This window comes from Rhodococcus sp. OK302 (assembly GCF_002245895.1).
GTDB lineage: Bacteria > Actinomycetota > Actinomycetes > Mycobacteriales > Mycobacteriaceae > Rhodococcus_F.
Window position 1 is genome coordinate 3,014,086 of the sequence record NZ_NPJZ01000001.1, and the last position, 26,928, is coordinate 3,041,013.

Sequence of the window (26,928 nt, forward strand, 5' to 3'; positions counted from 1 at the left end):
GGTGGGCAGGCCGACGGACGTGTCGGTCCTTCCTGCCATGATGGTGCTCATGCCTGCGGACACCGGACTGGACCCCGAACAATCAGCCGCCGTGCTCGCTCCGCGCGGCCCGGTTTGTGTTCTTGCGGGCGCCGGAACAGGCAAGACCCGCACCATCACCCGGCGGATCGCGCATCTGGTTGCCGACGGACATGTGTCGGCCGGACAGGTGCTGGCCGTGACATTCACGGCCCGTGCGGCCGGTGAGATGCGTGGTCGTCTGCGTGAACTCGGTGTCGGTGGCAGTGGCCCGCAAGTGCAGGCCCGCACCTTCCACGCTGCAGCACTGCGGCAGCTCAAGTACTTCTGGCCACAGGTGGTCGGTGACTCGGAGTGGCGGCTGCTGGACCGAAAGTTCTCGGTTGTCAGCAGCGCCGCGGCTCGGGTGGGATTGCCGACCAGTTCCGAAAGTATTCGCGACCTCGCGAGCGAGATTGAGTGGTCCAAGGCTTCGTTGATCGCGCCGGAGGACTATCCACGCGCCATCGCCAAGATTCGCCGTGAAGCTCCGGTTGATCCCGAGAAGGTCGCTGCGGTCTACTTGGCTTACGAAGAGTTGAAGGCGCGCGGCCAGGACGGCATGCTGCTCGACTTCGACGATCTCCTGCTGCACACAGCGGCGGCGCTCGAAGAGCATTCGTCGGTAGCCGACGAGTTCCGCGAGCGGTACCGATGCTTCGTAGTGGACGAGTACCAGGACGTCACCCCGTTGCAGCAGCGAGTTCTCGACGCGTGGCTCGGTGACCGTGACGATCTCACTGTGGTCGGCGACGCCAACCAGACCATCTACTCGTTCACCGGCGCCACCCCGAACTACCTTCTCGACTTCTCGCGGAAGTTTCCCGAGGCGACGGTGGTCCGGCTCGAGCGGGACTACCGATCGACTCCCGAAGTGGTCTCACTCGCCAACCGCGTCATCGGCGCCGCGAGTGGGCGTATCGCGGGTACCCGTTTGCAACTCATCGGTCAGCGGGCGCCGGGTCCGGAACCGGAGTTTGCGGAGTTCAACGACGAGCCGTCCGAGGCTCTCGGTATCGCTCGTGCGGTCAAACGTCTGATCGCGGCGGGCACGCCGGCAGCCGAGATCGCGATTCTGTACCGGATCAACGCACAATCCGAAGTGCACGAGCAAGCATTGACCAAGTTGGGCATACCGTTTCAGGTGCGCGGCGGCGAGGGATTCTTCACCCGTACCGAGGTCCGCCAAGCGGTAACCGCCCTGCGGCAGGCGGGTAACCGTGACGATCTACCCGACGGGGCAGACAGCGGCACCGGTCTTCTTGCGTTGGTCCGCGCTGTGCTGGCGCCACTCGGGCTCACCAACGAGGAACCGTCGGGCACCCAGGCACGTGAACGCTGGGCGTCCCTGACGGCTCTGGTGGCACTCACCGAGGAGCAGTTGGTCCACGAACCTGAACTCACGCTGCCGGGTCTCTTGCAGGAGCTCACAGCGCGTGCCGAATCGCGGCACCCACCGACAGTGCAAGGTGTCACCCTGGCGTCACTGCACGCGGCCAAGGGCCTCGAATGGGACGCGGTGTTCCTGGTCGGCCTCAACGACGGAACCCTGCCGATCCAACATGTGCTCGGCGATTCCAATTCGGCCCCCGACGAGGTCGCGGTGGAAGAAGAGCGTCGACTCCTCTACGTCGGTGTGACGCGCGCCCGTGAGCACCTTCACTTGTCGTGGGCATTGGCGCGGAACGAGGGCGGCCGCAAATCGCGTCGACGCTCCCGTTTCCTCAATGGTTTGATCCCCGAAGACTCGCCGGCTTCGCGTGTTGCTGCTCCGGCAGCGTCGAACAAGAAGCGTCCGCGCTGCCGGATCTGCGGAAAACCGCTGATCGGAACGTCGTCGACCATGCTGGGCCGATGCGAGAAGTGCCCGTCCGACATCGACGTCGAACTGCTCGAGAGCTTGCGAGCCTGGCGTCTGGACAAGTCGCGGGAACTGAAGGTGCCGGCGTACGTCGTGTTCAGCGACAACACGCTGACCGCGATTGCCGAACAGCGACCGCAGGACAACCGCGGGTTGGTTGCGATTCCGGGCATCGGGCCGAAGAAACTCGAGAATTTCGGTGAAGACGTCCTGGCGGTCATCAAGGGAAAGCAGTAGCTGTCCCTGAATAACCGCAGGTCAAAAATAGGTTGTGCAGATTCACGGAGTTCTCTAGTCTGGATTCCAGCGTTACGGGGAAACTCGTGCGCAGAAATTATCCGGACCGAATAGAAATGGAGGTGGCAAAAATGACGAACTTGATTTCCTATGAAGCGTGCGCTCACGCAAAGTTCGCTGTTGCCGCCCCCGTGCGGCCCGAAGCAGCGGCCAAGGCGCAACATGCGTCGCGCCTGCGCTTCCTAGCAGCTGCACCGTCCGTGGTCCGAAGCTATCGAGGTTTTTCTCGGTAAGGACCCACCCGTTCACTTACGGCCACGGACCCGCACTTATGCGGACCGTGGCCTTTTTGTTGGATCGCCCATTTCGGGGCTTCCGGCTCGGCTCAGGTTCGCGTCCATCGAACCCATTTTTTTGCGACACACGTTTCGCATCCGAGCACCAGGAGACCGAGTTGTCTACGCAGACAAACCCAGGGACATCCGAAAATTCCGTAACTTTTATCGAGGTCGCTTCCACCCGCCGCGACCTGCCCTGCCGGGCATCCAACCCCGACCTCTGGTTCGCCGAGTCCCCGACAGAACTCGAGCAAGCCAAGGCGCTCTGCGCGCAGTGCCCCATCCGGTCTCGTTGTCTACGCGCAGCTATCGACCGCGCTGAGCCCTGGGGTGTCTGGGGCGGTGAAATTCTCGAGCAGGGGTCCGTCATCGCACGTAAGAGGCCGAGGGGTCGACCGCGTAAGCAGTTGGTGTGTGCGTGAATTGGCGCTTATTCGGCGGCCGGTTCCTCGATAACAGGATCCGCGAATCCCGGCAGCCACCGAGTCAGGATTTCCATGTACGGGGCATACGCGTCCAACTGGGCGCAGATGCCCACCGAGCCGAGAAGAACCCGGAAGATCATCAGATATTCAGGCGGCAGGTTGAGCGCTCGGGCCGTACGGAACTGCGCGCTGCTGAGATCAGTGGCAGTTCCGGCGGCTCGCTGCAGCCATGATCGTGTGAAGTGGAACGACTCGGTCTGAATGGGATCGGTGAACGGACGCAGGTAATTGGCAATCTCCTGGTCGGTGACCGTGCGTCCGGGAATGACAAACCCGTTGGCGCGCAACAGTTCTGTGAGTTCGTCGAATCTTTCCTCGACGGCCAGACGGACCATGGTTCCCAGAATTGTGGGCAAGCCGTGCGGGAACGGCGCCGCAGCACCGAAGTCGATGACGCCCAAGCGGCCGTCGTCGAGGAGCATGAAGTTTCCGGGATGCGGATCGCAGTGAAGTAGTCCGACTCGCGCCGGTGAGGCGAAGTGGAATTCGGCGAGGAGCGCGCCTGCTGCATTGCGCTGCTCGGGTGTTCCGCTTTCGATAATCCTGGTCAGAGGTGTGGCTGTCATCCATTCGGTGACAACAACTTTCGGCGCACTGGCCACGACACGCGGAACGACGAATTGAGGATCCCCGTCGAACTCCTTCGCGAAGGCCCGTTGGTTGTCGGCCTCGATCCGGTAGTCGAGTTCTTCTTCCGTTCGCGCCGTGAACTCTTCGATGACCGGTCGCACGTCGACGCCCGGCATCACCGAGCCGAAGAGGCCGGCAAATCTGCCGAGGGTCTTGAGATCGGCTCGCAAAGCTTCATCTGCGCCGGGGTACTGCACTTTGACGGCTACGTCGCGGCCGTCCGACCACACGGCGCGGTGGACCTGTCCGATACTGGCCGATGCGGTGGGGGTGTCGTCGAACGACTGGAATCGCTCACGCCACTTCGTTCCCAGCTGCTGGTCCAACATTTTGTGAACCTGTTTGACGGGGAGCGGCGGAGCGGCGGCCTGGAGCTTGTTCAATGATTCGCGGTACGGCTCGGCGAATTCCTCCGGAATTGCCGCCTCCATGACGCTGAGGGCCTGCCCGAGCTTCATGGCGCCGCCCTTGAGTTCCCCGAGAACTGCGAACAACTGCTCGGCGGCTCTTGCGCTCAACTGCGCGTCGATCGCGCCCTTATCGCCGCCGGCGAGCTTGCGCCCGAAGCCCATGGCAGCACGCCCTGCCATGCCGATCGGAATGCTTGCGAGTTTGGCAGTTCGGGCGGAGCTCTTGCGTGGGATCTCAGACACCACACCATCATGTCTGACGGACGCGTCCGGCGCCCGTCACCGGGGCGAGGTAGAAGCAACTGCACGACGTTTGTCGAGGCCAGTGGCGCATTGTGATTCGATACGGGACCAGATCGATTTCGAGGGTCGTGAACAAACTTGCGGGTGGTGTTGCTTCGCTCGCCCTCATTGCCGACGATATCTCGGACAACGCGAGTGCCGTTGTCGCGTGGATCATCGCCGGATCGGCGTACCCGGCGCTGCCCAGCAACTGGGACGCGAGGTGCAGCCAATCCGGATCATGAGCGGCTCGGGTGATGTCCGCGCACCGCAGGCAACTCGAGTGGCCGGGCAGAACCAGCGGTCCGACGACGCCGGATCCGTCACGAACGTGCACGGCGAGGTGGGGGATTCCGGCACGAACGAGGTCGGCAACCAGGCGCGGATCGGTGACGACGTTGTCGGTCAGGACAACCAAGGCGTTCTGCCAATCGGCTACGAGGTGACTGCCGCGGTACCCGTGCGAACGTTGGACCGGTGAGTTTCCGTGGCGTAGCGCCTGCCTGATCGTGTCGGAGAGTGGACCTTGCCCGTGGATCCGGATCGATCCGGCGCGAACGGTCTCCTGACGACTCGGCCGCAGAAACCCGGCCGCGGTGAGTTCGGACACAAGCGCGGTCATGACGTCGGAGCTGATTCCTCGCTGAGCTGCCGTCCACGTCATCGTGGCGACACTCGTGTGCCCGTCCATCATGCGGAGCAACGACTGCATATCCCGGGCATCGACTCCGGGCGGCGGGGTCAGGACCACTGCTCGTTCGGGTTGCCAGCCCAACTGCAACCGGCCGTCGGGCCGCAAGAGCACAACGATCCGTGGGTCCCATTCGGGTCCCACGGATCGTGTGGTGTTCGGGGTGACGCTGGTGTTCGAGGTGAAGCGGCGATCGAGTGTGCTCATCAACCGATGGTGGCACTCGGCCAGACCGGCCAGGTGTCGAAAAAGCTAGTTATCCACAGACTCTCGCCGGGTCTGACCTGGCAATAGTCGTCGGATGAAAACTTTCTCGGTTACTTCTTGTCGTTGCTGCCGGAGTCGTTGGTACCGGAGTCTTCGTCGCGAGTCTTGTCCATTGCTTCCTCGGCGGCGCGTTCCTTGGCGAGCAATGCCTCGAGTTGAGCCATCGGATCGTCGAAGTTTCCGGATTCTCCGACGCCGGTGACGCGCTCGACAAACGAGTTCGGGGCATCGAGATCACTGGAATCAGGGAGCAAATCCGGGTGTGACCAGATGCCGTCGCGGGTTTCCATTCCGGCTTCTGCTGTCAACCGCTGCCACAGTGCTGCGGCTTCACGAACCTTGCGCGGGCGCAGTTCGAGGCCGACCAGCGTTGCGAAGGTCTGCTCGGCCGGTCCGCCGGTAGCGCGTCGACGACGCAGCGTTTCACTCATCGCGGCAACGCCGGGAAGACGTTCACCGAGTCCTGCGGTCACCACTGTTTCGACCCAGCCTTCAACCAGGGCGAGAAGGGTTTCGAGGCGCTCGAGTGCGGCCTTCTGCTCCGGAGTCGTCTGCGGTTCGAAGGTGCCCTGCTGCAACAGTGCTTCGAGCTTGGACGGATCTGCGAGGGCAGACGGGTCCAGGTCCTTGGCAAAATCTTCCATTGCCGAGAAGTCCATCGTGATTCCGCGGGCGTATTCCTCGACGGTGGCGAGGACACGCTGACGCAACCACGGCACGTGGCTGTACAGGCGCTGATGCGCGGCTTCGCGGGCGGCGAGGAAAACCAGGATCTCCTGGTTGGGCTGTTCGAGTCCCTCGCTGAACGCCTGCACTGCTGCCGGCAGGAGTGCGGCCGTGCCGGCGGGGCCGAGGGGGAGTCCGATGTCGGTGGAGGAGAGAACTTCCTTGGACAGCTGCCCGAGGGCCTGACCGAGCTGTGAACCGAATGCGAGTCCACCCATCTGACCGAGCATTCCCAGCATCGGACCGGCCATTTGCGCAGCTTCGGGCGGTAGGCCCTGAGTCCACATGCCCGATACCTTCTCGGCAACCGGATCGCACAGGCGCTTCCAGGTGTCGATGGTGTTGTCGAGCCAGTCGTTGGGCGTCCAGGCGAGTGTCTTGGTTGCGCCGGCGGGCAGTGTTGTCACGGCGTCCAGCCACAATTCGGCGAGATGGGCGGCGTCGGCAATGGCCTTGACGTTGCCTTCGGTGATGGGTGTCACCGAACCGATCTGCTGGCGAGCCAGCTTCTTCGCGACGTCGTAGTTGACGGGCCCGGATCCGCCGGATCCCATCGACGAACCCATGCCGCTGAGCATCTGGCCGAACTGGGTCAGCATTTGCCCGAGCTGCGCGGGATCGAAGCCGCCTTCGGGGCCGCCGGCGCCGAACCCGAATGGCATGTCACCGCCCCCGAACGGATTGCCACCGGCCGCGTTCTTGTCACGGTCGGGGTCGTCGTCGGAGTTGGAGAAGCCGAAGGGCGTGTTGCTCATACCTCAACGGTACAAGGGTTCTGGGGCTCGAGTAATGCACGCAGTCACGCTGATGGCGAACACAGACGGCAATAGCTCTACCCTGGACCAGGTGAACCGACGGATCGTGACCCTATTGGCCGCACTTGCCCCCATTCTCGTTTTGGGAATCGTCGGATCCGTTGTCACGGTTCCTTACGTCGCACTCGGTCCGGGGCCGACGTTCAATACGTTGGGCACAGTCGAGGTGGACGCCGACGGAAAGACGGTAACCAAGCCGGTCGTCGACATCGAGGGCACGGAACTCGATCCCACTACCGGCAACCTCAACATGACGACGGTGTCGGTTCGCGACCAGCTCACACTATTTAGGGCGTTCGGGCTGTGGGCGAGTGGAAATCACGGGTTGGTCCCGCGTGCCGAGGTGTATCCGCCGACCAAGTCGAAAGAGGAAATTCAGCAGGAAAATAGTGCCGACTTCCAACAGTCGGAGAACAGTGCCGAGCTGGCTGCCCTCCACTATCTCGGTAAGCCGGTCGCGTTGAAGATCGCGTCGGTCTCGCCTGACGGTCCGGCTGCGGGCGCGCTCCGCGAAGGTGACACGTTGCGCAAGATCGGTGACACCCCGGTCACGACGGTCGGGGGCGTGCAAGAGACTGTCGGTGCGATCACGCCCGGCACCGAGGTTCCGGTCACCGTACTTCGAGACGGCACCGAAACTGTTGTACCCATCACGATCGGGGCCAGGCCTAATCATCCGGAAACCGGCTATCTGGGGATCACACCGGACGAGGTGCCGGACGTCCCGTTCGACGTGACGTTCAACCTCGCCGACATCGGTGGACCGTCGGCCGGTCTGATGTTCACCTTGGCCTTGATCGACAAGTTGAGCCCCGGGGAACTTAACGGCGGCGACTTCATTGCGGGCACCGGAACAATCGATTCGGACGGAGCGGTGGGGCCGATCGGCGGAATTCGCTACAAGTTGATTGCCGCGTCCGAGGCCGGCGCCACGACATTCCTCGTCCCTGCCAAGAATTGTGACGAAGCGAAACAGGATGCGCCGGACGGGCTTCGACTGGTGAAGGTCGACAACCTGTCCGGCGCAGTGGATGCCTTGGACAGCCTTGATGCGGGCGGCGACGCGCCCAGCTGCTAGGTCTTCCGGGGTCAGTCCTCTTCGACCTCGTCCAACGTCGCATACAAGGCGTGGACGAGATGAGGTGCCAGACCGTCGTACGTCAGAAGCTGGAGATCGCCGTACGGATCGGCGTCCTCGTCGGGTCGCATCTGCAGCAGTGACAGTGACGGGCCGTCACGCAGAACTCCGACGAACAGACGTGCCTGGCGACGATCGGGGTGAGCGTCGGCGGTGAGCCGGGCTACCTCGTCGGCGGCATGTTCGTCGGTGAGGACGGGTTCGACGGCGTGGTCGAGATCGGATTCCGCGGTCGGCGGCAGAACCACGATCTCCTGGACGAGGATGCAACCTTCGACGGAGTCGGGCCAGTTGGTGGTGGCCAGGAATTCGTCGAGAGCGCGGGATCCGCCGATGATGTCCTCGGGCAGGGCTTCCTGCTCGATGGGGGTGTATTCGGCCCCGTCGGCGAGTTGGTCGAGCAACCCGGGTTCGGCTGCGGCAAGCAACTCGGTCGGCACGAGCGCGTACAGCCTCGGCGGCTGATCCCAGCCCTCGGCGTCGATGTGGTCGACAACTTCATGAACGCACCGGGCCAAAGCCTTGGGTGATCTGATCGGATTTTCTTCACTCACCCGTTCATCCTTGCACCTCGGGCGGGAAGTCCGACTCGCCGTGTTGTCACCTCGTGACTGTTGTTACGTAGAGTGGTTCGAAACTGCCAAGCCCACTCGGGCCTGGCTGCACTGATCGATGCACTCGGTTGCGACGCTGTGGCGTCGCCGAATCTTGGAGCGTGGCACGTGGGCATGCGGCCCCCCGCAGGTTTACCCTCTCTGTCCAGACGCAGTCGAATCCTGTTGGTGGTGGCCGTAATTGTGGCGGCGCTGCTACTGGTGGGCCCGCGACTGATCAGCATGTACACCGATTGGTTGTGGTTCGGCGAGGTCGGATTCCGCGGTGTCTTCACCAAGGTTCTGCTGACCCGTGTCCTTCTCTTCCTCGTGGTGGGTGCCGTTGTCGGTGCAATCGTGTGGTTGGCGATGCTGCTCGCGTACCGAGCGCGTCCGGTTTTTGTACCGGTCTCGGGACCGAATGATCCCATCGCTCGCTACCGGACCACGGTTATGTCGCGTCTGCGACTGTTCGGTGTGGTCATTCCGATCGCGATCGGACTGCTGTCCGGATTGATAGCTCAGGCGAACTGGGTCACGATCCAGTTGTTCTTCAACGGCGGAAAATTCGGAGTCACCGACCCGCAGTTCAATCTCGACGTCAGCTTCTACACTTTCGATCTGCCGTTCTACCGCTTCGTTCTGAACTGGTTGTTCGTCGCGATTCTTCTGGCGTTCCTGGCGAATCTGCTCACGCATTACATCTTCGGTGGTATCAAGCTGTCCGGTCGCGCCGGAACGTTCACCACAGCCGCTCGCGTTCAATTGGCACTGCTTGCAGGAACTTTCGTACTCCTCAAGGCGGTTGCGTACTGGCTCGATCGCTACTCGTTGCTCTCGAGTGACCGCAAGGAACCCACCTTTACCGGCCCGGGCTACACCGATATCAACGCGGTGCTCCCGGCCAAACTGATTCTGCTGTCCATCGCGGTTATCTGCGCGTTGGCGTTCTTTGCTGCGATCTTCACGCGTGACCTGCGGATTCCGGCTATGGCCGTGGCGCTGCTCGTCCTGTCGTCGGTGCTCGTCGGTGCGGTCTGGCCGATGATCGTCGAACAGTTCTCGGTCAAGCCGAACGCTGCCGACAAGGAAAGTACGTACATCGAGCGGAACATCGCGGCCACCAGGCAGGCGTACGGGATCACCGACGACAAGGTGAATTACCAGCCGTATTCGGGTGACGCCACCGCAATTCCGCGTGACGTGCCGGCCGACGTCACGACGATCGCAAATGCGCGTCTGCTGGATCCCAATATTCTCTCGCCCACGTTCACGCAGCAGCAGCAGCGTCAGAACTTCTACGGCTTCCCGCCGTCGCTCGACATCGACCGGTACGAGGTCGGGGGAGAGAAGCAGGACTACATTGTCGCGGCGCGTGAACTTTCGCCGAACAACCTGCAGGGCAACCAGACGGACTGGATCAACAAGCACACCGTCTACACCCACGGTGACGGCCTTGTTGCAGCGCCGGCCAACAGGATCACGGCTCCGGTTCTGGATCCGACCAAGGAAGCCGCGAACAACAACGCGGGCTACCCGATCTACACGGTCAGTGACATCGCGTCGTTGGCTGCGGGAACGCAGGTCATCAAGGTCGATCAGCCTCGCGTTTACTACGGCGAGGTCATCGCCCAAGGCACTGCAGACTACGCAATCGTCGGCGGCGGGGGTGGTTCGGAACCACGCGAGTACGACACCGAGCAGACTAAGTACACCTACTCGGGTTCCGGTGGTGTCCCGATCGGCAACTGGATCAACCGTCTCGCCTTCGCGGCCAAGTACACCGAACGCAACATCCTGTTCTCCGGTGCCGTCGGATCCGATTCCAAGATCATCTACAACCGTGACCCGCGCGATCGCGTCGGCCAGGTTGCACCGTGGTTGACGACGGACGGCGACGCGTACCCGGCCGCTGTCGACGGCAAGATCGTCTGGATCGTCGACGCCTACACAACTCTCGAGAATTACCCCTACGCCCAGCGCAGTTCTCTCGAGGGTTTGGTGGCCGACAGTGTTGACGCCACCACGGGCCGACTTCTCCCCAAGAAGGAGGTCTCGTACATCCGTAACTCGGTGAAGGCGACAGTCGACGCGTACGACGGCACAGTGACGCTGTACCAGGTAGACGACAACGATCCGGTTCTCGACGCGTGGAAGGGCGTGTTCCCGAACACGGTCAAGCCGCAGAGCGATATCTCCGACGACTTGCGTGCTCACTTCCGTTACCCCGAGGACCTGTTCAAGGTTCAGCGCGAGATGCTGGCGAAGTACCACGTCGACAACCCGACCGAGTTCTTCACCAACAACGCCTTCTGGTCGGTACCCAACGAGCCCACAGTCGAAGGCTCGAACCAGAACGAACCGCCGTTCTATGTGATGGTCGGCGATCAGGAGACTGGCGAGCCGGTGTTCCGACTCATCAGCCCGATGGTGGGCTTCCGTCGAGAGTTCCTGTCTGCCCACATCTCGGTGGACTCGGATCCGAAGAACTACGGCAAGATCACCGTCTTGCAGTTGCCGACGGACAAACAGACGCAGGGTCCGTCGCAGTCTCAGAACTCGATGATCTCGGATCCTCGAGTGGGTTCGGAGAAATCGATCCTCGAGAGAACCAACACCATCCGGTACGGCAACCAGTTGGCGTTGCCGATCGCGAAGGGCGGCATTCTCTACGTCGAGCCGATGTACACCGAGCGCAGTAATGCCAGCACGTCGTTCCCTCAGCTGTCCCGCGTTTTGGCCAGCTACCAGGAACCGGGTGTGTCCGGACGAGTTCGAGTCGGTTACGCCTCTACCCTCGCCGAGGCTCTGAATCAGATCTTCGACAATGGTGGCGCTGCGGGCGCGGCAACGGCTCCGGGTGGAACAGCCGAAACGGCGCCGGGACCGGATACGTCTACCGAGGCCAATCCGACGCCGGGTGCTCCGGCACCTGCACCGGGTACTGATACCGCGGCCGTGGTAGCGGAGCTCGATGCGGCGCTGGCGAATTTGCGTGCAACTCAGCAGAGTGGCGATTTTGCTGCCTACGGTGCAGCGTTGGATCGCCTGCAGAAGGCAGTGGACGCGTACCAAGGTCTGCCGAAGTAGTTCTCGGCCAGTCAAAGCATGAATGCCCGCTATCCGAATTCGGATAGCGGGCATTCACGTTTGTGGAGATTGTTGCTGAAGAACCGATCAGCGAAGTGCGGCGAGCACCTGCGGGTTGGCATCGGCCAACTGCTGGAACTGAGCGCTGAAGCCGTACTGCTCGGCCAACTGGCGAGCGGAGTCGTAGGCCTGCTGTGCGGCGGGCTTGAACTCGGCCGGGATCTGGAAGGCAGCGACGGGAGCTTCGACGGGAGCCGGTGCGGCTTCCGGTGCTGGCGCCGGGGCCTGCTCGGTGGCGACAGTCAGACGCTGGCCGCAGGTGGGCCAGGCGCCGGGGCCCTGCGACTGCAGGGTGTTCTCGGCGACGCGGATCTGCTCTTCCTTGGATGCGTGTGCGGGGGAGCCGGAGCCACCGTTGGCGGTCCAGGTGCTCTGCGAGAACTGCAGGCCGCCGTAGTAGCCGTTGCCGGTGTTGATGCCCCAGTTGCCGCCGCTCTCGCATTCTGCGACGCCGTCCCAATTGTGGGTGGCTGCGGAGGCGGTACCGGTGGAGATGGTGAGCGGTACGGCGACGAGTGCGCCGGCTACTGCCAATGTGCCGAGTGCACGCTTGCTGATGCTGGTGTACGTCATGCGGGGTAAATCCTCTCCGCGCTTGCTGACAACGGCGGGCCTGCGGGTCGAAGATCGTGCTTTCTTCCCGGGCGCTTCTCTCTCCGTGTCTCTGCCCCTCGAAGGTTTCGGGGGTTCCGATCCCGCGGGGCAGAGTGGAGCAGCGGCGGGTCGGCGTTCGCCCGGTTGATTCGGGCCGGGATCGACCGTACGGGAGTTGGGTTGAAGGTTCACTTCACGATTTTCGGGGGTGACTGTTCGGTATCTCCGCACGAAATTCGGACAATCGCCAGGTCAGATGATGACGATGCATTTTCGAGGCATGTTCGTTACATGCCTGTTATGTGGGAATGCTCACGGGGAAACTGTGAAGCCGGTCACCGGATTTTCGCGGTCGTCGTACGTAATTCCCTCGGATGCAGGCGATTTGCATTCCGTTCACCGGCTCGTGTAACTTTATCAATGCATCGCGGGGTGGAGCAGCTCGGTAGCTCGCTGGGCTCATAACCCAGAGGTCGCAGGTTCAAATCCTGTCCCCGCTACTAAAGAAAGAACCGCCGTACTGGATTCCAGTGCGGCGGTTCTTTTTTGTCTGCAGTCCGAATCAGATCGGACCGTCACCGTTCAGGTCGGCGAGCCATTTCGATGCCACCGGGAACCACGTGTCATGGAGTTCGTAGAACTTTTTTGCCGCGGTATGCCCGGCCCAGCCCTGAGGTAGTAGTTCATGGGGGAGTCCGGGATCGACAAGCAGGAAGTTGCGCCATCGATGGACTAGGCCGGTCAGCATCTGGAACGTCTCCAGTGGTGTAGCCGGCGTCGGCATGGCCTCCATATCCATGAGGAATCCCTGATAGTCGCGGGAGAGGCTCATGATGTCCCACGCTTCGTGGACTACTTCGTATTCACTGCCGAGTGGTCCGACGTTGCCGACGAAGGAGATGACATTGCGGGACAGTTCGAGTTCCTCGAGTACGGGTGCGACGCGATGCGCAATGCCCGGGCGCGGGCTGATCCAAATTCCCCGTCCGACTGCACCGAAACCCAACCACAGCAGGCGGGTTCGCAATGCGTGACGCAGAGGCCTTTGTGTTTCGCTGACTGTGGTGATCAGGATGAGGAACTTGCCGTTCCACGCTTCGGGGTTCCGGCGCCGGACGTACGCCTCCTCCCGGGCCTCGGTGAACAATGCGACGGCAGTGGGGGTCGCTTTCCAAAAGACTTGGCGTCCGGCACGTTCCGACTCGATCCAGCCTGATTCGCCGGCCCGGGCAAGTGCGCGCCGAGCTGCTGCCTCGGCGATACCCATCGCGCCGAGTGCCTCGATGAGCGTATTGCTCCAGAGTCGGGACTCGGGGTCGCGTAGATACTCGGCAAGGATCGTGAAAGTCAGTGCCCGAGCGCTTGGGGATCGCTCAGACACGACTTGTGGGTGCGAGTCGTGGCCAGTAGCGATTCCATTCATTCGGACATGCTACGACAGCGGATGTTGTCACTTCGGGCGTACCTGCACGCAGCGGCCATTGAGTTCGGCGACGACGCTACCGGAAGAGTCGGTAATTACGGTGTGACACAGCATATTACGGCCGAATGTTGTGCCCCGCGTGCCGGTCGCAGTCAATGTGGTGCCTAACGTCACCGGGCGGATGAAGTTCATGGAAGTGTCGGCCCCGACCGCATTCGGCTCTCCATCGGAATTGCACGCCATGCCGAACGCGGTATCTGCAACCATGAAGACGAAGCCTCCATGGCAATGTCCGAATCCGTTGAGCATGAATTCCGTGACCTTCATCGTCACGGTGGCGTGACCGCGACGATGATCCACGACATGAATCCCCATGCCGGCCGTGGCCGGCCCACCGGGAATGCTGTCGATATGGTCATCTGCGACGGTGGCAGTGGTGTTTCGGACCCCTGTCGTATTGCTCATGCGCCTACCCGCCGCAGGATCGAGCCGGTGGCGAGGCCTCCGCCGCAGCATACGGTGACCAAGGCGTGTGCCTGGTCGGTTCGTACGAGTTCGTGAGTTGCCTTGGCTATCAAGGCAGTTCCCGTGGCTCCGAGGGGGTGACCCATCGCGATCGCACCGCCGTTGGGGTTCACCTTCTCCATGTCCGGTTCGATTTCCCGGGCCCACGCGAGCACCACAGATGCGAAGGCTTCGTTGATCTCGAACGTGTCGATGTCGGCGACAGTGAGCCCGTTGCGGTCGAGAAGTTGACGGGTTGCGGGGATGGGGCCGGTCAGCATCAGGATCGGATCGCTGCCTACCAGGATGGAATCGAGGATTTCAACTTGTGGCATCAGGCCGTACTTTGCAGCGGCTGCTTCGGAGACGAGGAGAACGGCGGAGGCACCATCGGCTATTTGTGAGGCGGTGCCGGCTGTGTGGACCCCGGTAGGGGAATGCACCGCTTTCAGTTGAGCGAGTTTCTCGAGGCTTGTCTCGCGCAGTCCTTGATCTCGATCGAATGCGGGCGCGTCGGGTTGCGCCGGGTCCAGTGTCGAGATTGGAACCGGAATGATCTGCGTGTCGAATACGCCATTGCTCCAGGCCTTTTCGGCTCGATTCTGTGAGCTCAGTCCCAGCCTGTCGGTTTCGTCGCGGGTGATCCCCCACTTCTTGGCGATGCGTTCCCCGGATTCGAATTGCAGCACGAACTCGCCGTAGCGATCGTAGTAGCCGGGGGACGCCGGATGTCCGGGTCCGTTCATCGTGCACTGAATCGGCACTCGCGTCATCGACTCGACGCCGCAGGCGATGGCTACCTCTGCTGCGCCGGATGCGATCAGTGCCCGGGCAAGGGTGAGTGCCTGCTGCGAGGAGCCGCATTGGCTGTCGATGGTGGTGGCGGCTACGGACTCCGGCAGGCCGGCTACCAGCCATGCGGTGCGCGTGATGTTCGCGGTCTGCTCCCCGACCTGGTCGATACAGCCGCCGATCACCTGGGTGACGTCCTCGGCCGGCACTCCGGTTCGCTCGAGCAGAACTTTCAAGGTGTGACCCAGTAGGTCGGCCGGATGTACACCGGCCAGGTGGCCGCCCTTCTTTCCGAAGGGTGTACGCACGGCATCGGCAATCAAGACTTGACGCATCGATTCAGCTCCTTAGAAAGATTTGACGAAACTATAACGATCGTCGTGAATTACGTCTACTATCGGTGAGAAGGCCACGGCTGAAGTTCGACATCTATGCAGGCAGTGAGCAGTTTTCTAATTCCTCAAGCATTAGCAATTTTGCATGACGGTATGAACAGAACAGTCCCAAGTAGAGTGGAGAGCGCGTTGCAGACTCTGAAAACCTTGCCGGAAGTGGTCGAGGGCCACGCTCGCAACTACCCCACGGATATTGCGATCATTTGTGGCGATCGGCGTGTCTCGTTCCAGGATCTGGGATCCCTGGTGCGCCGTACCGCGCAAGCCCTTCGAGCCTCGGGAGTGCGGGCGGGCGACCGCATTGCGTACATGGACAAGAACGGGTGGGAGTTCGCGGTGCTCTCCCTTGCTGCAATGGAAGCGGGAGTTGTTCTGGTACCGGTGAACTGGCGTCTCTCCGGTCCCGAAATCGTGTACATCGTGCGTCACTCGGAATGTGTCCTCGCAGTTGTCGGGGCCGAGTTCTTCGACGATTTCGCTAGCTTGGGTGGTGAACTTCCGGCGCTGCGCGAGATTCTCGCGGCCGGAAAGGGCGACGGAAGCCGACCGTCGTTCGAGAACTGGCTGGACGGCGGTATCGATCAGCCGCTCGGTGATCCGATCGATCCGTCGGCTGTGGCATTTCAGATGTACACCTCCGGCACCACCGGTAAGCCCAAGGGGGCGATGATCACCAATGAGAACTTCTCGGTCGCGCTTCCTGTCACAGCGGTCACGTGGGGTATTGATCCGCACTCGACCCCACTGATTTCCAGCCCCGTATTTCATATCGCCGGCATTGCCTATGCACTGGCTGGACTGTGGAACGCGGGCACATTGGTCATCGTGCGTGAGGCGACCCCCGTCAACCTTCTTGAAGCCATCGCAACCCACCGGGTAACTTCCAGCCTCTTGGTGCCGGCCATGATCCTGATGTTGCTCGATTGTCCGGAATCGTCGCAGACAGATCTGTCCTCGTTGCGCCGGATCGCCTACGGAGCTGCGCCGATCAGCCAAGACGTTCTCACTCGCGCAATGGCATTGTTCCGTTGCGATTTCGTGCAAGCCTACGGTTTGACCGAGACGACCGGCGTGGTCGTCGAACTGCCGACGGACGTACACCGTCCCGGATACGAGCGCCCGGATCGCCTTCGTGCGGCCGGACGTCCACTCGACGGAGTGGAGATCCGAATTTCCGAGGGCTTCGGCGAAGAACTCCCCGATGGGGAAGTAGGCGAAATTTGGATCCGGACCAAGCAGAACATGATCGGCTACTGGTCGGACGTGGCGGCAACCGCAGACGCTCTCACCGTCGACGGTTGGTTTCGATCCGGCGACGTCGGTTATCTGCGGGACGGCTACCTGTTCATCAACGACCGACTCAAGGACATGATCATCACGGGCGGTGAAAACGTATATTCGTCCGAGGTCGAGAACGCGCTCATGGGTCATCCTGACGTTGCAGACTGTGCCGTAATCGGTATTCCGCACGAAACCTGGGGCGAGACCGTCAAAGCCGTCGTGGTTCTGCGGTCCGATGCCGATGTTGACGATCAGCAGATTCTGGACTTCTGCCGCGAACGACTTGCGCGTTTCAAGTGTCCGTCCAGCATCGACTTCGTCGATGTTCTTCCGCGCAATGCAGCCGGAAAGATATTGAAACGCGAACTGAGACTTCCCTATTGGGAGTCGGAATCGCGGATGATCAGTTGAACGGAGCTAGGTCGGCAGAAGGAGGCGCGTCATGTTGAGTCGGTCGGTGTTCACTCAGGATCACGACGACGTCCGGTCCATGGTCCGGGACTTCGTTGCACAGGAGATAGTCCCCAATCACGAGAAATGGGAACGGGAAGGGAAGGTTGATCCTGAGCTCTTCCGGCGAGCCGGCGCCGCAGGCTTGCTAGGGATGGCACTTCCTGTCGAGTACGGCGGAGCCGGAGTGGATGATTTCCGCTACAACGCAGTACTCATCGAGGAGATCGCCTACCAAGGCGCGTTCGGTTCGGGTCTTGGACTGACCTTGCACAACGACCTGTGTATTCCGTATTTCAATGCGTACGCGAACGACGAGCAGCGAGCACGATGGATGCCTGGTCTGGCAAGCGGGCAACTGATCGGTGCGATCGCCATGACCGAACCGTCAGGAGGGTCGGATCTGGCGGCCATCCGGACCCGAGCGGTTCGCGACGGTGATGAGTACGTCATCAACGGTTCGAAGATTTTCATCAGCAACGGGATCAACGCGACCTGTCTGTTGGTTGTCGTTCGCACCGAGCAGGACGACCGATACGGAGGGCTGACGATTCTCGTGGTCGAGGAAGGAACTCCTGGCTTCGAACGCGGACGCTCGCTGGAAAAGATCGGTTTGCATTCGCAGGACACCGCTGAGCTGTTTTTCGACGACGCGCGGGTGCCGGTGCGGAACCGATTGGGTGAAGAAGGTCAAGCCTGGCTTCAGTTGATGCATAATCTCCCTCAAGAGCGGTTGTCTCTGGCAGTGTCAGCGGTCGCTCAGGCGCGTGCGGCGTTCTTGGATACGTGTGCATATGCCCGCAGTCGCAAGGCATTTGGGAAACCGATTGGGACACGCGAGCACATCAAATTTGTCCTGGCCGAAATTCGGACCGAGATCGACATTGCTCAGACCTTCGTGGATCGTTGTCTCGCCGACCATTCCTCGGGCGAACTGAGCGCGGTAACTGCTGCTGAAGCCAAATGGTGGTGTACCGAGATGCAAGTGCGCGTCGTGGACCGTTGCCTACAAATCCACGGAGGTTACGGCTTGATGCGGGAACAGTCGGTGGCACGGGCGTACGTCGACAGTCGTGCTCAGACCATCTACGGCGGAACCACCGAGATCATGAAGCAGATCATTGCCAAGGATCTCGACCTCGACCGGGCAATTGATCGGTAACGCCGTCAGCCTTCGTCGATCTCCATCTCGATCAGTACGCGGCGCAACAGCTTTCCGGTGGCATTGCGCGGGAGTTCGTCGATGAAGACGATGTCGCGGGGCACCTTGTAACGCGCCAAGTTGGAGCGGACATGAGCTTTGAGCTCTTCGGAGTTCTTGTCCGCTCCGGGCGCGATGACAACAAACGCGCGCAGACGGTGCCCGAAGTCTGCGTCCTCCACCCCGATCACTGCCGCTTCCAACACATCCACGCGGTCCGCGAGTAGGTTCTCGACCTCGAGTGGATAGACGTTCTCGCCTCCCGAGACGATCATGTCGTCGTCGCGGCCGTCGACGAAGAGCAAGCCGTTGGCGTCGAAGTGCCCGACGTCGCCGGTGGAGAGGAGGCCGCCGATGCGTTCCTTGTCTCGGCCGTCGGTGTAACCCTCGAAGCTCAACCCGCTGGCGACAAAGATCCGTCCGATGGTGTGGGGCGTCGTGATCTTGCGGTTCTTTTCGTCGAACAGTTCGACATGGCACGTGACGGGTGCACGGCCGGCGGTTCCGGGTGCAATTGTCAGATCCTCCGGCGTAGCGACGGTGGCGACGGCCACCTCGGTGGATCCGTACAGGTTGTAGAGCACGTAACCGAAGGATGCAGTCACTCGCTTACACAGATCGGGGGACAGCGACGCACCGGCCGAGAAGATGATCTTCAGATTCGACGTGTCGTACTTCGACAACACATCGGGTCCGAGGTCGATGATGCGTTGCAACATCGTCGGAACGACGACGAGGCTGTCGCATTTATGTTGCGCGACAAGCTTGACAGTGTTCTCGGGATCAAATTTCCGATGCATCACCACGGTCTGGCCCAAACCCAGCGCAAGCGCGAACTGCGAGACGCCGGTGCCGTGGAATGCCGGTGCCGCCATCATCATGGTCTGGCCGCGGCGTAGCGGGACGCGATCGAGGAACTGCGCCGACGCCAACGGGGAGGTATGGCCGCGGGGCGCTCCCTTGGGTGTGCCGGTGGTGCCGCTGGTGAGAAGGACAAATCCGCCGTTCGTTGCTGGTGCGGGGACCGCGGAAGTGCCGCGTCCGGCAATAGTGTCGTCGAAGGACGAGCGGTATTTCTTCACGTTGGTCGGTAGCGCGTCGGCGATGTCGGCGAATTCGTCGTCGTAGACAAACGCGACGACCATTTCCCGGGCAGCCACGTCGACCAGTTGGGGACGGGCAAATCCGGTGTTCATCAGTACCAGTTTGGTGCCGTTCTTGGCGGCTGCCAGCATCGTGAGCACCAGGCCGCGGTGGTTGCGGCACATTGCGCCCATCACCGAATCGGCGGTGATGCCTTCGGCCTGCCACGCCCGGACCAGCGCGTTACTCTGCCGTTCCAGTTCTGCGTAGGTAATCGGTCCGCGTTCGTCGATGATCGCCACGGCATCGAGGCCGTTCTCGGCGTGCGCGTGCACCGGTCCGGCAAAGGGTCCGTACTTGTCCACTGCGGCAATGGACTTCAAGCCCTTGTCGAGGCGTGGAAACGGAATCAGTCCGGCCCGCATCATGACCCCCGCAGCGCCGATGGTGTCCGTGACTTTGGTGACCAATCCAGGCATCCGTGAACCTCTTTCGGGCGTCGCAGTGGTGCGGTCCTCCACCCTAACGCGCACTCGCCCCCGCCGCGGTGGATCAGCGACGGGGGCGAGTGGTGGGACACTGCTACTTCAGTTGAGCAGACGACTTTCCGAGCAGACGTCGCGCAATGATGAGCTGCTGAATCTGCTGCGTGCCCTCGAAGATGTCGAGAATCTTGGAGTCGCGGCCCCACTTCTCGAGCAACGGGCGCTGTGAGTAGCCGTACGTGCCGGCCAACTCGACAGCCTTGAGTGTGACGTCGGTGCCCGTGCGACCGGCCTTGGCCTTGGACATGGAAGCTTCGAGCGAGTTGGGCTTCTTGTTGTCGGCCATCCAGGCGGCGCGCAGGGAGAGCAGGTAGGCGGCTTCCCAATCGGCTTCCAGACGGATGAACTCGGCGGCGGCAGCATGCTGGTTGTATACCGGTGTGTCGTAAGAGATCTCGACTCCGGCTTCGGTGAGGATGCTACGAAGCTCCTCGAGTGCGGCGCGGCCGACACCCACAGCCATGGCGGCAACCAGGGGGCGGGTGTTGTCGAACGTCTGCATGACGCCGGCAAAGCCCTTCTCCACGTTGACCTCTGCGCTGCCGAGGATGTTGTCGGCCGGGATGCGGCAGTCCTGGAGCAGGAGCACCGCGGTGTCGGAAGCCTTGATGCCCAGCTTGTGCTCGAGACGGGCGACGCTCAGACCTGGAGCGTCACGCGGGACGACAAACGACTTGATTGCCGCGCGGCCCTTCGACTTGTCGACCGACGCCCACACCACGATGTGGGTGGAACGCTCACCGGCGGTGACAAAGATCTTCTCGCCGTTGAGGACCCACTCGTCGCCGTCGAGAACTGCAGTGGCGGTGACGGCTGCCGAGTCGGAACCGAAACTCGGTTCCGTGATAGCCATCGACGCCCACACCTTGCCGAAGCGTTCGAGCTGCTCGTCGGTGGAGACAGCGGCGATGGCCGCGTTGCCCAGACCTTGATAGGGGATCGAGAGCATGAGGCCGACGTCGCCCCAGGAGGTTTCGAGCGAGTTGAGCAGAGCGGACATGTTGCCGCCGTTGGCATTACCGGTCTTGCCGGAATCGGCGCGGCCACCCGCAGCGCCGCCGATGTCACCGCCGGAGTCGGACAGGCCCTCGACCATGGCAGCCATGGTGTCGAGTTCGACGGGGTATTCATGTTCGGCCAGATCGTATTTACGTGAGATGGGCCGGAAGATCTGAGCCGCGACCTGATGTGCCTGGTTCGCAGATGCATTGAGCTTCCGGGGAAGTTCGAGATTGATCATCGTGGTTCTCCTTGGAAGGTCAGCGGCGTCAGATAAGGACGATGCCCTCGGCAACGCCGATGGCACGAAGATCGCGGTACCAGCGCTCGACCGGGTGCTCCTTGGTGAACCCGTGTCCACCGAGGAGTTGTACGCCGTCGAGGCCGATCTGCATGCCCTTCTCGGAAGCCAACTTCCGGGCGAGAGCGGATTCACGAGCGAAGGACAGTCCCTGCTCGGCACGTGAGGCGCCGCGCAGCGTGACGAGGCGCATGCCGTCCAATTCGATGGCGATGTTGGCCACCATGAAGGCAACTGCCTGACGGTGGCTGATCGGCTCGCCGAAGGCTTCGCGCTCGTTGACGTACGGAATCACGTAGTCCAGGACGGCCTGGCTGGTGCCGACAGCCATCGAGGCCCAACCCAAGCGTGCCAGGCGAATTGCGTCGGCGTATTCGGCCTTGCGCTGATCAGCGTCGCCGTCGCCGAGAAGTGCAGACTCGGAAACCGAGACGTCGGTGAGGATCAAACGGCCCAGGCCGGCAGCGCGCAGACCCATGCTGGGATCGGCTTCGACAATCAAGCCTTTGGTGTCGGATTCGACGATGAAGAACGACGGCTTGCCGTCGAGTTCTGCGGCGACGATGAAGAGTTCGGAGGTGGCTGCGGCGGGTACGAGGCTCTTGACGCCGTTGAGCTTGTATCCACTGGGGGAGCGAACAGCCTTGGTCTGCAGGGCAAACGGATCGAACAATGCGCGAGGCTCGTTGACGACGACTGCTGCACCGGGCACCTGCTCGCCGGTGAAGGCGGGGAGGTACGTCTTCTGCTGAGCGTCCGTGCCCCACTGAGTGAGGGCGACTGCGACACCGCTGGGCGCGAGGATCGGCAGGGCGAGGCCCATATCTCCGTGCGCAAGTGCTTCGGCGACAAGAGAGTTGGTTACCGCGCCGCGGTCGGCGGCTGCACCGTCGAGTTCTTCCGGAACGTTGATCAGCGTGATGCCGAGTTCGGCAGCTCGCTTGGAGAGATCCGCGGGAGCAGTGGCCGCACCATCCGCGTCGTGTGCTGCCGGACGCAGAATCTCGGACGCGAAGTCGCGGACCGTTTCCACGATCATCTTCTGATCTTCGTCGGGGGTCAGATCGAAGTAGTCGGCGTTCTTGGTGGGGTTGTCGGCCAGACGCTTGGGTGCGTCGTTGCCGGCTACCTTCTTGAAGCCGCGAGTGGCAGCACCGAGGGTCTTGAAGCCGGTCTTGGTGCTCTCGTACGTCACGCGATCGATTGTCTGGCGCAGGTTGAACTTGTCTGCGAACTCCGAACCGGTGATCTTGGTAAGCACGCGCATGGCTGCGCCCATTGCGTCCCGTTTGATCGGGTTCAGTCCGACGGCGGACGTGTCGCGGGGCTGCGCCGTGGCATGGCTCTTGCTTGGGGCCACACTGTCTTGCTTGGTCATGATCACCAGCTGTTTCTCGGTGTCGGGGCATTGGACGATCACTATCTTACTCAGGAGTAAGGAGCGTTGTCGAGAAACCCCGAGAATTCGTTCTAGGCTCGACTGGTGAAGCGGACGGAAATGCCAGACCGACTCCAGGGATTAGCGCGATACGCGCCACTGGTGTTGGTGCCGTGCCTACTGCTCGCCAGCACGTATCCGGGGGAGTACCGAGTCCCGGCCTCGTACTGGGCGCTCTCGGTGGCTGCGGCGCTGGTGTTCGTGGCAGGGCGCCGTTGGCCGATAGCAGCGTCGCTCGCCATCTCTGCTCTGGCTGTTCCCATGTTCGGGGTCGACGCGTGGGGTTTGTCGGAACTTGTCCCGTATCTGGGCGCGGTCGCAGTCGTGGACGTCACCATGCGGACTGTGCGGCGCGAACTGATCGCGGTTTCTGCGGCGGGATGGTGCGCCGCTGTGCTGGCGGGTATCTGGTTCGAACCGCACGAGAGTATGTGGTCGGTGACGACGGCGGTGAAAGTGCTTGCGTACGTGGGATTACCATTGCTGCTGGGGCTGTATTTCCGTTCGCAGCGCGAGTTGGCGGCCCAAGCCGAAGTGCATACCCGCGCAGCCGAGCGAAGTGCTCTCGCGCGAGAACTACACGACCTCGTCGCTCACCATATGGCGTCGATAGTCCTGAGAATTGGTGTCGCTCAACATGTATTGGCACCCCAGGATGAAGCAGTGCAAGAGGTGTTCGCCGACGTGCGAGCGACAGCGTCCGACGCCCTGGCTGATATTCGACGTTTGCTGAGCGCACTGCGCGATCCCTCGCTGGGTGAAGTTGCACTGGTGGAACCGAAGGCTGTCGCTTCGGAACTCGAGGCGGCAGTGCAACGAGTGCGGGCAGCAGGATTCGACGTCGACGCGGCCATCGACGACGACATCACCGGACTCGACGCCATCGGCAGATTGACGCTGCTTCGTGTTGTTCAGGAATCGCTCACGAATGTCATGAAGCATGGTGACCCGACGGCCACCGTTGTGGTGTCGGTACGCCGAGTGGGAGAGGTTGTTGATGTGCGCGTAGTCAACTCGGCTGTGGGGCCGCATCATCAGCCGGGACACGGATTGATCGGTATGGCAGAACGCGTGCAGTTGGTAGGTGGTTCGATGACCTTCGGCGAACAAAGCGACGGGAAATGGGAAGTACACGTGAAGATCCCCGGGAGCGACTCGTGATCGGAGTCTTGATCGTCGACGACCAGCGCTTGGTTCGCGCCGGTCTACGGATGCTGTGTGAATCTGCCGACGGCATCGAGGTGGTCGGGGAAGCATCGAACGGAGTGGAAGCGATTGCGCTGGCCGCTGAGTTCGATCCGGATGTCATTCTGATGGACCTGCGTATGCCCGGACTCGACGGAATCGGTGCGACGCAGCAGATCGTGAAGTCGGGCCGCGGTGCCAGAATCCTCGTGCTGACCACATTCGACGACGACGATCACCTGTATCCGGCGCTCGCGGCCGGGGCGTCGGGATTTCTCGTGAAAGACACAGAACCGTCCGAACTGTTGGACGGTATCCGCCGAACCGCGGAGGGTGAGATGGTGTTCTCGCCCGAGTTACTGCGTCGTGTCGTGGATCGCGCGGTACTCGGCGGGCAGGCTGAATCCACTGTGGTGGAAACAGTTCCGCTCACCGACCGCGAAGCGCAGGTTCTCGCGTTGGTCGCCGAAGGCAAAAGTAATCAGGAAATCGCGGATGCACTTCACCTCGGGGTGACGACGGTGAAGACGCACGTGGCGAACCTGATGTCGAAGACGGGTTGCGACAATCGGGTTCGCCTCGCGGTCCACTACCTGCAGCGAGGTCAGTAACAGGCAGGTCAGTGGCCCGGCATGTCCATCGGCATGTCCATCTGCATCGGTGTGGCTTTCTGTCCCGGTTCGAGGACGAGGAACTGTCCCATCATTCCCTGGTCCTCGTGCATCAATAGGTGGCAGTGGAACATGTAAGGAAACGTCGGATCGCTGTACTCGGACCACTTCAAGGCCAGGCGGATTCGACTTCCCGGCGGTGTGTAGACGGTGTCCTTGAGTCCGCGTAGGTGCGGCGGGGGAGTGCGGCCGTCCACGTCGAGGACTTCGAACTGCACGTCGTGAACGTGAAAGTTGTGCGGCCAGTTGTCCTTGTTAGTGACAGTCCACACTTCGGTGGAACCGACTTCTGCCTCGAAATCGATGCGGTTCATATCCATTCGTTGGTTGTTGATCATGAACCACTGGAGATCGAACTCTCGGTGAACGCTTGCTGCAGTCGGATCGATTCGCGAAATCGTCGCCAGTTTTTCCGGTAGTTCCGAACGTGAAATCCGGGTACCGGTTCCACGCAGTTGGACAATGTCGAAACGATCACTCATCCCGTAACCGGCTGCGTCAGAACGATTCACTCCACCGCCGTCCTCGATCGGGAACGACGTCAGAGTTGGCGTGGTACCAGGATCGACACGAACTACGATCTCGGCACGCTCACCGGGGCTGAGCTGAATTCGCTTCACACTGATGGGAGATTCGAGCAAACCGCCGTCGGTGGCGATCAGATCGAATGCCCGGTCGTCGGGGAATCCGAGGTTGTAGAGGCGTCCCGACGAACCGTTCAACAATCTCAATCGTATTGTGCCCGTGGTGACGTCGAGGTAGGCGTCGGAGATTCCGTTGGTGACTATGGTGTCGCCGAGCAGTCCGACGTCCGTCGGGTCGGATTCGTCGAAGGCACCGGTAGCGGTGAATCGTCGATCTTGAATGACGATCGGAACATCATCGACTCCATAGGTTTTCGGGATGTCGAGGGATTCGGTCTCGGCGTCGTCGATCAGGAACAGACCCGCCAAGCCTCGCATGACGTGCCGTTCGGTAGAACCGTGCGGGTGTGGGTGGTACCAGAGCGTCGACGCCGGCTGATCGATTATCCACTCAGGCTCCCAGCGTCCACCCGCCTCGATGGTCTGGTGTGGTCCGCCGTCGAACTTGGCGGGGAGGTGCATGCCGTGCCAGTGGACGGTCGTTGGCTCGTCGAGTGTGTTGTCGACGGTGAATGTCACCGACTCTCCGCGTTTCGCTCGGATGGTCGGTCCCAGGACCGAGCCGTTGAATCCCCAGGTCTCCGTGAGCGTTCCGGCGACAATTTCTGTGGTCCCCGCGCCTGCGCTGAGAGCGAAGTGACGCACGCCCGCGCTGTCGACGGTTGACGGTGCCAGCGGTGGGATGGGGAGGGGACGTGATGTGCCCGCTTCCGTACCTCGCGATTTCGGACCGACAGTTGTGCCGGTACTGCAACCCAGCGCGAGTCCGAGCGGTGCGGCTGCAAAGCTCCACAGGATTGTGCGTCTGGAAATCCGGTTCATCATGCTCCTGGAAGTAGTACGTGATCGACTACGTCCAGTGTTCGGGGATGACGGATCTGCCGAATCCTGCTTGCGGACCCGTCGCGCATCCTCCCGCGGACCCTTGCGGACCGCTCAAAGTTTTGCTACCGCAGGCGCGCCAGCACATCCTCGTGCAGCAAACCGTTGGTCGCGACGGCACTGCCACCGTGTGGGCCGGCGCCGCCGTCCAAGTCGGTGAACACGCCACCGGCTTCGCGAACCAGTACGTCCAGGGCGGCGAGATCCCAGAGTGAGACTTCGGGTTCGGCAGCGATGTCCACTGCGCCTTCCGCAACGAGGCAGTAGGAGAAGAAGTCGCCGTAGCCGCGCACTCGCCAGACGTGGTCGGTGAGTTCGATGAACTGGTCGCGGATGCCGCGGTCCTTCCATCCGGACAGGCTCGAAAAGCTCAGGCTCGAAGATTCGCTGCGGTCGACGGCAGAGACCTGGATGCGGCGAGCATCGGCGTCGTCATGTGACGTGAATGCGCCCAAACCTGTTGCTGCCCACCAGCGCCGGTTCAGTGCCGGTGCGCTGACGACGCCCACGACCGGTACGCCGTCCTCGAGCAAACTGATCAGGGTTGCCCAGACCGGGACGTTGCGCACGAAGTTCTTGGTGCCGTCGATCGGGTCGACCACCCACTGCCGACCTTCGAAGATCGCGTCGCCGCCGAACTCTTCACCGAGGACGGAGTCGCCCGGCCGTTGTTCCGCAAGAGTTGTGCGCACGGCCCGCTCGACGGCGAGGTCGGCGTCGGATACCGGCGTGAGGTCGGGCTTGTCGTCCACCCGAAGGTCGAGTGCGCCGAAGCGGGCGCGAGTGATCGCATCAGCCTCGTCCGCGATACGGAGGGCCAGAGCAAGGTCGGAAGCAAGATCGGTCACGGGTAGACAACC

The 26,928-nt window shown here is 61.9% G+C and carries 21 protein-coding genes and 1 tRNA gene; 9 read left to right on the forward strand and 13 right to left on the reverse strand.

Translation table 11 applies throughout. The features are described from left to right. Positions 1–37: 37 nt before the first annotated feature. Together BDB13_RS13835 and BDB13_RS13840 are read left to right on the forward strand one after the other, a co-directional pair. Positions 38–2,155 (forward strand): ATP-dependent DNA helicase UvrD2, encoded by a 2,118-nt coding sequence (locus BDB13_RS13835; RefSeq protein WP_094274901.1) that lies wholly within the window; start codon positions 38–40, stop codon positions 2,153–2,155. Between the two features lie 454 nt (positions 2,156–2,609). Continuing rightward, the gene (locus tag BDB13_RS13840) at positions 2,610–2,915 is read left to right on the forward strand and encodes a WhiB family transcriptional regulator (RefSeq protein WP_441347191.1); all 306 of its coding nucleotides are present in this window, start codon (positions 2,610–2,612) and stop codon (positions 2,913–2,915) included. A gap of 8 nt (positions 2,916–2,923) precedes the next feature. Here the strand turns inward: BDB13_RS13840 and BDB13_RS13845 are convergent, their stop codons facing one another. The 3 genes from BDB13_RS13845 to BDB13_RS13855 form a co-directional block, all read right to left on the reverse strand. Then, entirely contained in the window at positions 2,924–4,261 is a 1,338-nt protein-coding gene (locus BDB13_RS13845) for an ABC1 kinase family protein (RefSeq protein WP_094274903.1), read from the reverse strand. A gap of 7 nt (positions 4,262–4,268) precedes the next feature. After that, the gene (locus BDB13_RS13850; RefSeq protein ID WP_094272151.1) at positions 4,269–5,198 is read right to left on the reverse strand and encodes a hypothetical protein; all 930 of its coding nucleotides are present in this window, start codon (positions 5,196–5,198) and stop codon (positions 4,269–4,271) included. Between the two features lie 110 nt (positions 5,199–5,308). After that, the gene (locus tag BDB13_RS13855) at positions 5,309–6,739 is read right to left on the reverse strand and encodes a zinc-dependent metalloprotease (RefSeq protein WP_094272152.1); all 1,431 of its coding nucleotides are present in this window, start codon (positions 6,737–6,739) and stop codon (positions 5,309–5,311) included. A gap of 91 nt (positions 6,740–6,830) precedes the next feature. On the opposite strand from BDB13_RS13855, the gene BDB13_RS13860 reads away from it, so the two are divergent. Further along, positions 6,831–7,877 (forward strand): YlbL family protein, encoded by a 1,047-nt coding sequence (locus BDB13_RS13860; RefSeq protein ID WP_169632767.1) that lies wholly within the window; start codon positions 6,831–6,833, stop codon positions 7,875–7,877. A gap of 11 nt (positions 7,878–7,888) precedes the next feature. Here BDB13_RS13860 and BDB13_RS13865 read toward each other — a convergent pair whose 3' ends face one another. Continuing rightward, entirely contained in the window at positions 7,889–8,491 is a 603-nt protein-coding gene (locus tag BDB13_RS13865; RefSeq protein WP_094272153.1) for a PPA1309 family protein, read from the reverse strand. Positions 8,492–8,659: 168 nt separating this feature from the next. On the opposite strand from BDB13_RS13865, the gene BDB13_RS13870 reads away from it, so the two are divergent. Continuing rightward, entirely contained in the window at positions 8,660–11,620 is a 2,961-nt protein-coding gene (locus BDB13_RS13870) for a UPF0182 family protein (protein ID WP_094274905.1), read from the forward strand. A gap of 87 nt (positions 11,621–11,707) precedes the next feature. Here BDB13_RS13870 and BDB13_RS13875 read toward each other — a convergent pair whose 3' ends face one another. After that, positions 11,708–12,253, reverse strand: coding sequence for a transglycosylase family protein (locus BDB13_RS13875; protein ID WP_094272154.1), 546 nt, complete (start codon positions 12,251–12,253; stop codon positions 11,708–11,710). Between the two features lie 447 nt (positions 12,254–12,700). On the opposite strand from BDB13_RS13875, the gene BDB13_RS13880 reads away from it, so the two are divergent. Then, positions 12,701–12,774 (forward strand) — tRNA-Met (locus BDB13_RS13880). 62 nt (positions 12,775–12,836) lie between these two features. Here BDB13_RS13880 and BDB13_RS13885 read toward each other — a convergent pair. From BDB13_RS13885 to BDB13_RS13895, 3 genes are all read right to left on the reverse strand, one after another. Next, on the reverse strand, positions 12,837–13,655 hold the full coding sequence (locus tag BDB13_RS13885; protein WP_176459578.1) for a PaaX family transcriptional regulator: 819 nt from the start codon (positions 13,653–13,655) through the stop codon (positions 12,837–12,839). Between the two features lie 69 nt (positions 13,656–13,724). Beyond that, on the reverse strand, positions 13,725–14,162 hold the full coding sequence (locus BDB13_RS13890; protein ID WP_169632771.1) for a PaaI family thioesterase: 438 nt from the start codon (positions 14,160–14,162) through the stop codon (positions 13,725–13,727). Next, on the reverse strand, positions 14,159–15,328 hold the full coding sequence (locus BDB13_RS13895) for an acetyl-CoA C-acyltransferase (RefSeq protein WP_094272157.1): 1,170 nt from the start codon (positions 15,326–15,328) through the stop codon (positions 14,159–14,161). Before BDB13_RS13895 ends, BDB13_RS13890 begins: the two co-directional genes overlap by 4 nt. Positions 15,329–15,517: 189 nt before the next feature. Between BDB13_RS13895 and BDB13_RS13900 the strand changes: the two genes are divergently transcribed. Together BDB13_RS13900 and BDB13_RS13905 are read left to right on the forward strand one after the other, a co-directional pair. Then, complete coding sequence (locus tag BDB13_RS13900) at positions 15,518–17,080, forward strand: long-chain-fatty-acid--CoA ligase (protein WP_176459579.1); 1,563 nt, start codon at positions 15,518–15,520, stop codon at positions 17,078–17,080. A 31-nt stretch (positions 17,081–17,111) separates the two neighbouring features. Then, positions 17,112–18,281, forward strand: coding sequence for an acyl-CoA dehydrogenase family protein (locus BDB13_RS13905; protein ID WP_094272159.1), 1,170 nt, complete (start codon positions 17,112–17,114; stop codon positions 18,279–18,281). A 5-nt stretch (positions 18,282–18,286) separates the two neighbouring features. Here the strand turns inward: BDB13_RS13905 and BDB13_RS13910 are convergent, their stop codons facing one another. From BDB13_RS13910 to BDB13_RS13920, 3 genes are all read right to left on the reverse strand, one after another. After that, positions 18,287–19,882, reverse strand: a complete 1,596-nt coding sequence (locus BDB13_RS13910) for an acyl-CoA synthetase (RefSeq protein WP_094272160.1) — start codon at positions 19,880–19,882, stop codon at positions 18,287–18,289. Between the two features lie 103 nt (positions 19,883–19,985). Further along, positions 19,986–21,188: an acyl-CoA dehydrogenase family protein gene (locus tag BDB13_RS13915; RefSeq protein ID WP_094272161.1), complete on the reverse strand. Its 1,203-nt coding sequence runs from the start codon at positions 21,186–21,188 to the stop codon at positions 19,986–19,988. A gap of 28 nt (positions 21,189–21,216) precedes the next feature. Beyond that, positions 21,217–22,632 carry an acyl-CoA dehydrogenase family protein gene (locus BDB13_RS13920; RefSeq protein WP_094274906.1) on the reverse strand — a complete coding sequence of 472 codons (1,416 nt, stop codon included), beginning with the start codon at positions 22,630–22,632 and terminating at the stop codon, positions 21,217–21,219. A 114-nt stretch (positions 22,633–22,746) separates the two neighbouring features. Here BDB13_RS13920 and BDB13_RS13925 point away from each other — a divergent pair, with 114 nt between their 5' ends. Together BDB13_RS13925 and BDB13_RS13930 are read left to right on the forward strand one after the other, a co-directional pair. Further along, positions 22,747–23,847, forward strand: coding sequence for a sensor histidine kinase (locus BDB13_RS13925; protein WP_094272162.1), 1,101 nt, complete (start codon positions 22,747–22,749; stop codon positions 23,845–23,847). Beyond that, positions 23,844–24,482: a response regulator gene (locus BDB13_RS13930; RefSeq protein WP_094274907.1), complete on the forward strand. Its 639-nt coding sequence runs from the start codon at positions 23,844–23,846 to the stop codon at positions 24,480–24,482. The genes BDB13_RS13925 and BDB13_RS13930 overlap by 4 nt, the downstream gene beginning before the upstream one ends. A gap of 8 nt (positions 24,483–24,490) precedes the next feature. Here the strand turns inward: BDB13_RS13930 and BDB13_RS13935 are convergent, their stop codons facing one another. Together BDB13_RS13935 and hisN are read right to left on the reverse strand one after the other, a co-directional pair. Then, on the reverse strand, positions 24,491–26,008 hold the full coding sequence (locus BDB13_RS13935; protein ID WP_094274908.1) for a multicopper oxidase family protein: 1,518 nt from the start codon (positions 26,006–26,008) through the stop codon (positions 24,491–24,493). A gap of 125 nt (positions 26,009–26,133) precedes the next feature. Beyond that, entirely contained in the window at positions 26,134–26,916 is a 783-nt protein-coding gene (gene hisN, locus BDB13_RS13940) for a histidinol-phosphatase (protein WP_094272163.1), read from the reverse strand. Positions 26,917–26,928 lie beyond the last annotated feature (12 nt).

What these genes read in the sequence shown, in the direction of transcription:
- BDB13_RS13835 (WP_094274901.1), top strand. Translation starts at nt 38, where the DNA reads ATGATGGTGCTCATGCCTGCGGACACCGGACTGGACCCCGAACAATCA.
- BDB13_RS13850 (WP_094272151.1), bottom strand. Translation starts at nt 5,198, where the DNA reads ATGAGCACACTCGATCGCCGCTTCACCTCGAACACCAGCGTCACCCCG.
- BDB13_RS13855 (WP_094272152.1), bottom strand. Translation starts at nt 6,739, where the DNA reads ATGAGCAACACGCCCTTCGGCTTCTCCAACTCCGACGACGACCCCGAC.
- BDB13_RS13875 (WP_094272154.1), bottom strand. Translation starts at nt 12,253, where the DNA reads ATGACGTACACCAGCATCAGCAAGCGTGCACTCGGCACATTGGCAGTA.
- BDB13_RS13890 (WP_169632771.1), bottom strand. Translation starts at nt 14,162, where the DNA reads ATGAGCAATACGACAGGGGTCCGAAACACCACTGCCACCGTCGCAGAT.
- BDB13_RS13895 (WP_094272157.1), bottom strand. Translation starts at nt 15,328, where the DNA reads ATGCGTCAAGTCTTGATTGCCGATGCCGTGCGTACACCCTTCGGAAAG.
- BDB13_RS13905 (WP_094272159.1), top strand. Translation starts at nt 17,112, where the DNA reads ATGTTGAGTCGGTCGGTGTTCACTCAGGATCACGACGACGTCCGGTCC.
- BDB13_RS13910 (WP_094272160.1), bottom strand. Translation starts at nt 19,882, where the DNA reads ATGCCTGGATTGGTCACCAAAGTCACGGACACCATCGGCGCTGCGGGG.
- BDB13_RS13915 (WP_094272161.1), bottom strand. Translation starts at nt 21,188, where the DNA reads ATGATCAATCTCGAACTTCCCCGGAAGCTCAATGCATCTGCGAACCAG.
- BDB13_RS13925 (WP_094272162.1), top strand. Translation starts at nt 22,747, where the DNA reads ATGCCAGACCGACTCCAGGGATTAGCGCGATACGCGCCACTGGTGTTG.
- BDB13_RS13935 (WP_094274908.1), bottom strand. Translation starts at nt 26,008, where the DNA reads ATGAACCGGATTTCCAGACGCACAATCCTGTGGAGCTTTGCAGCCGCA.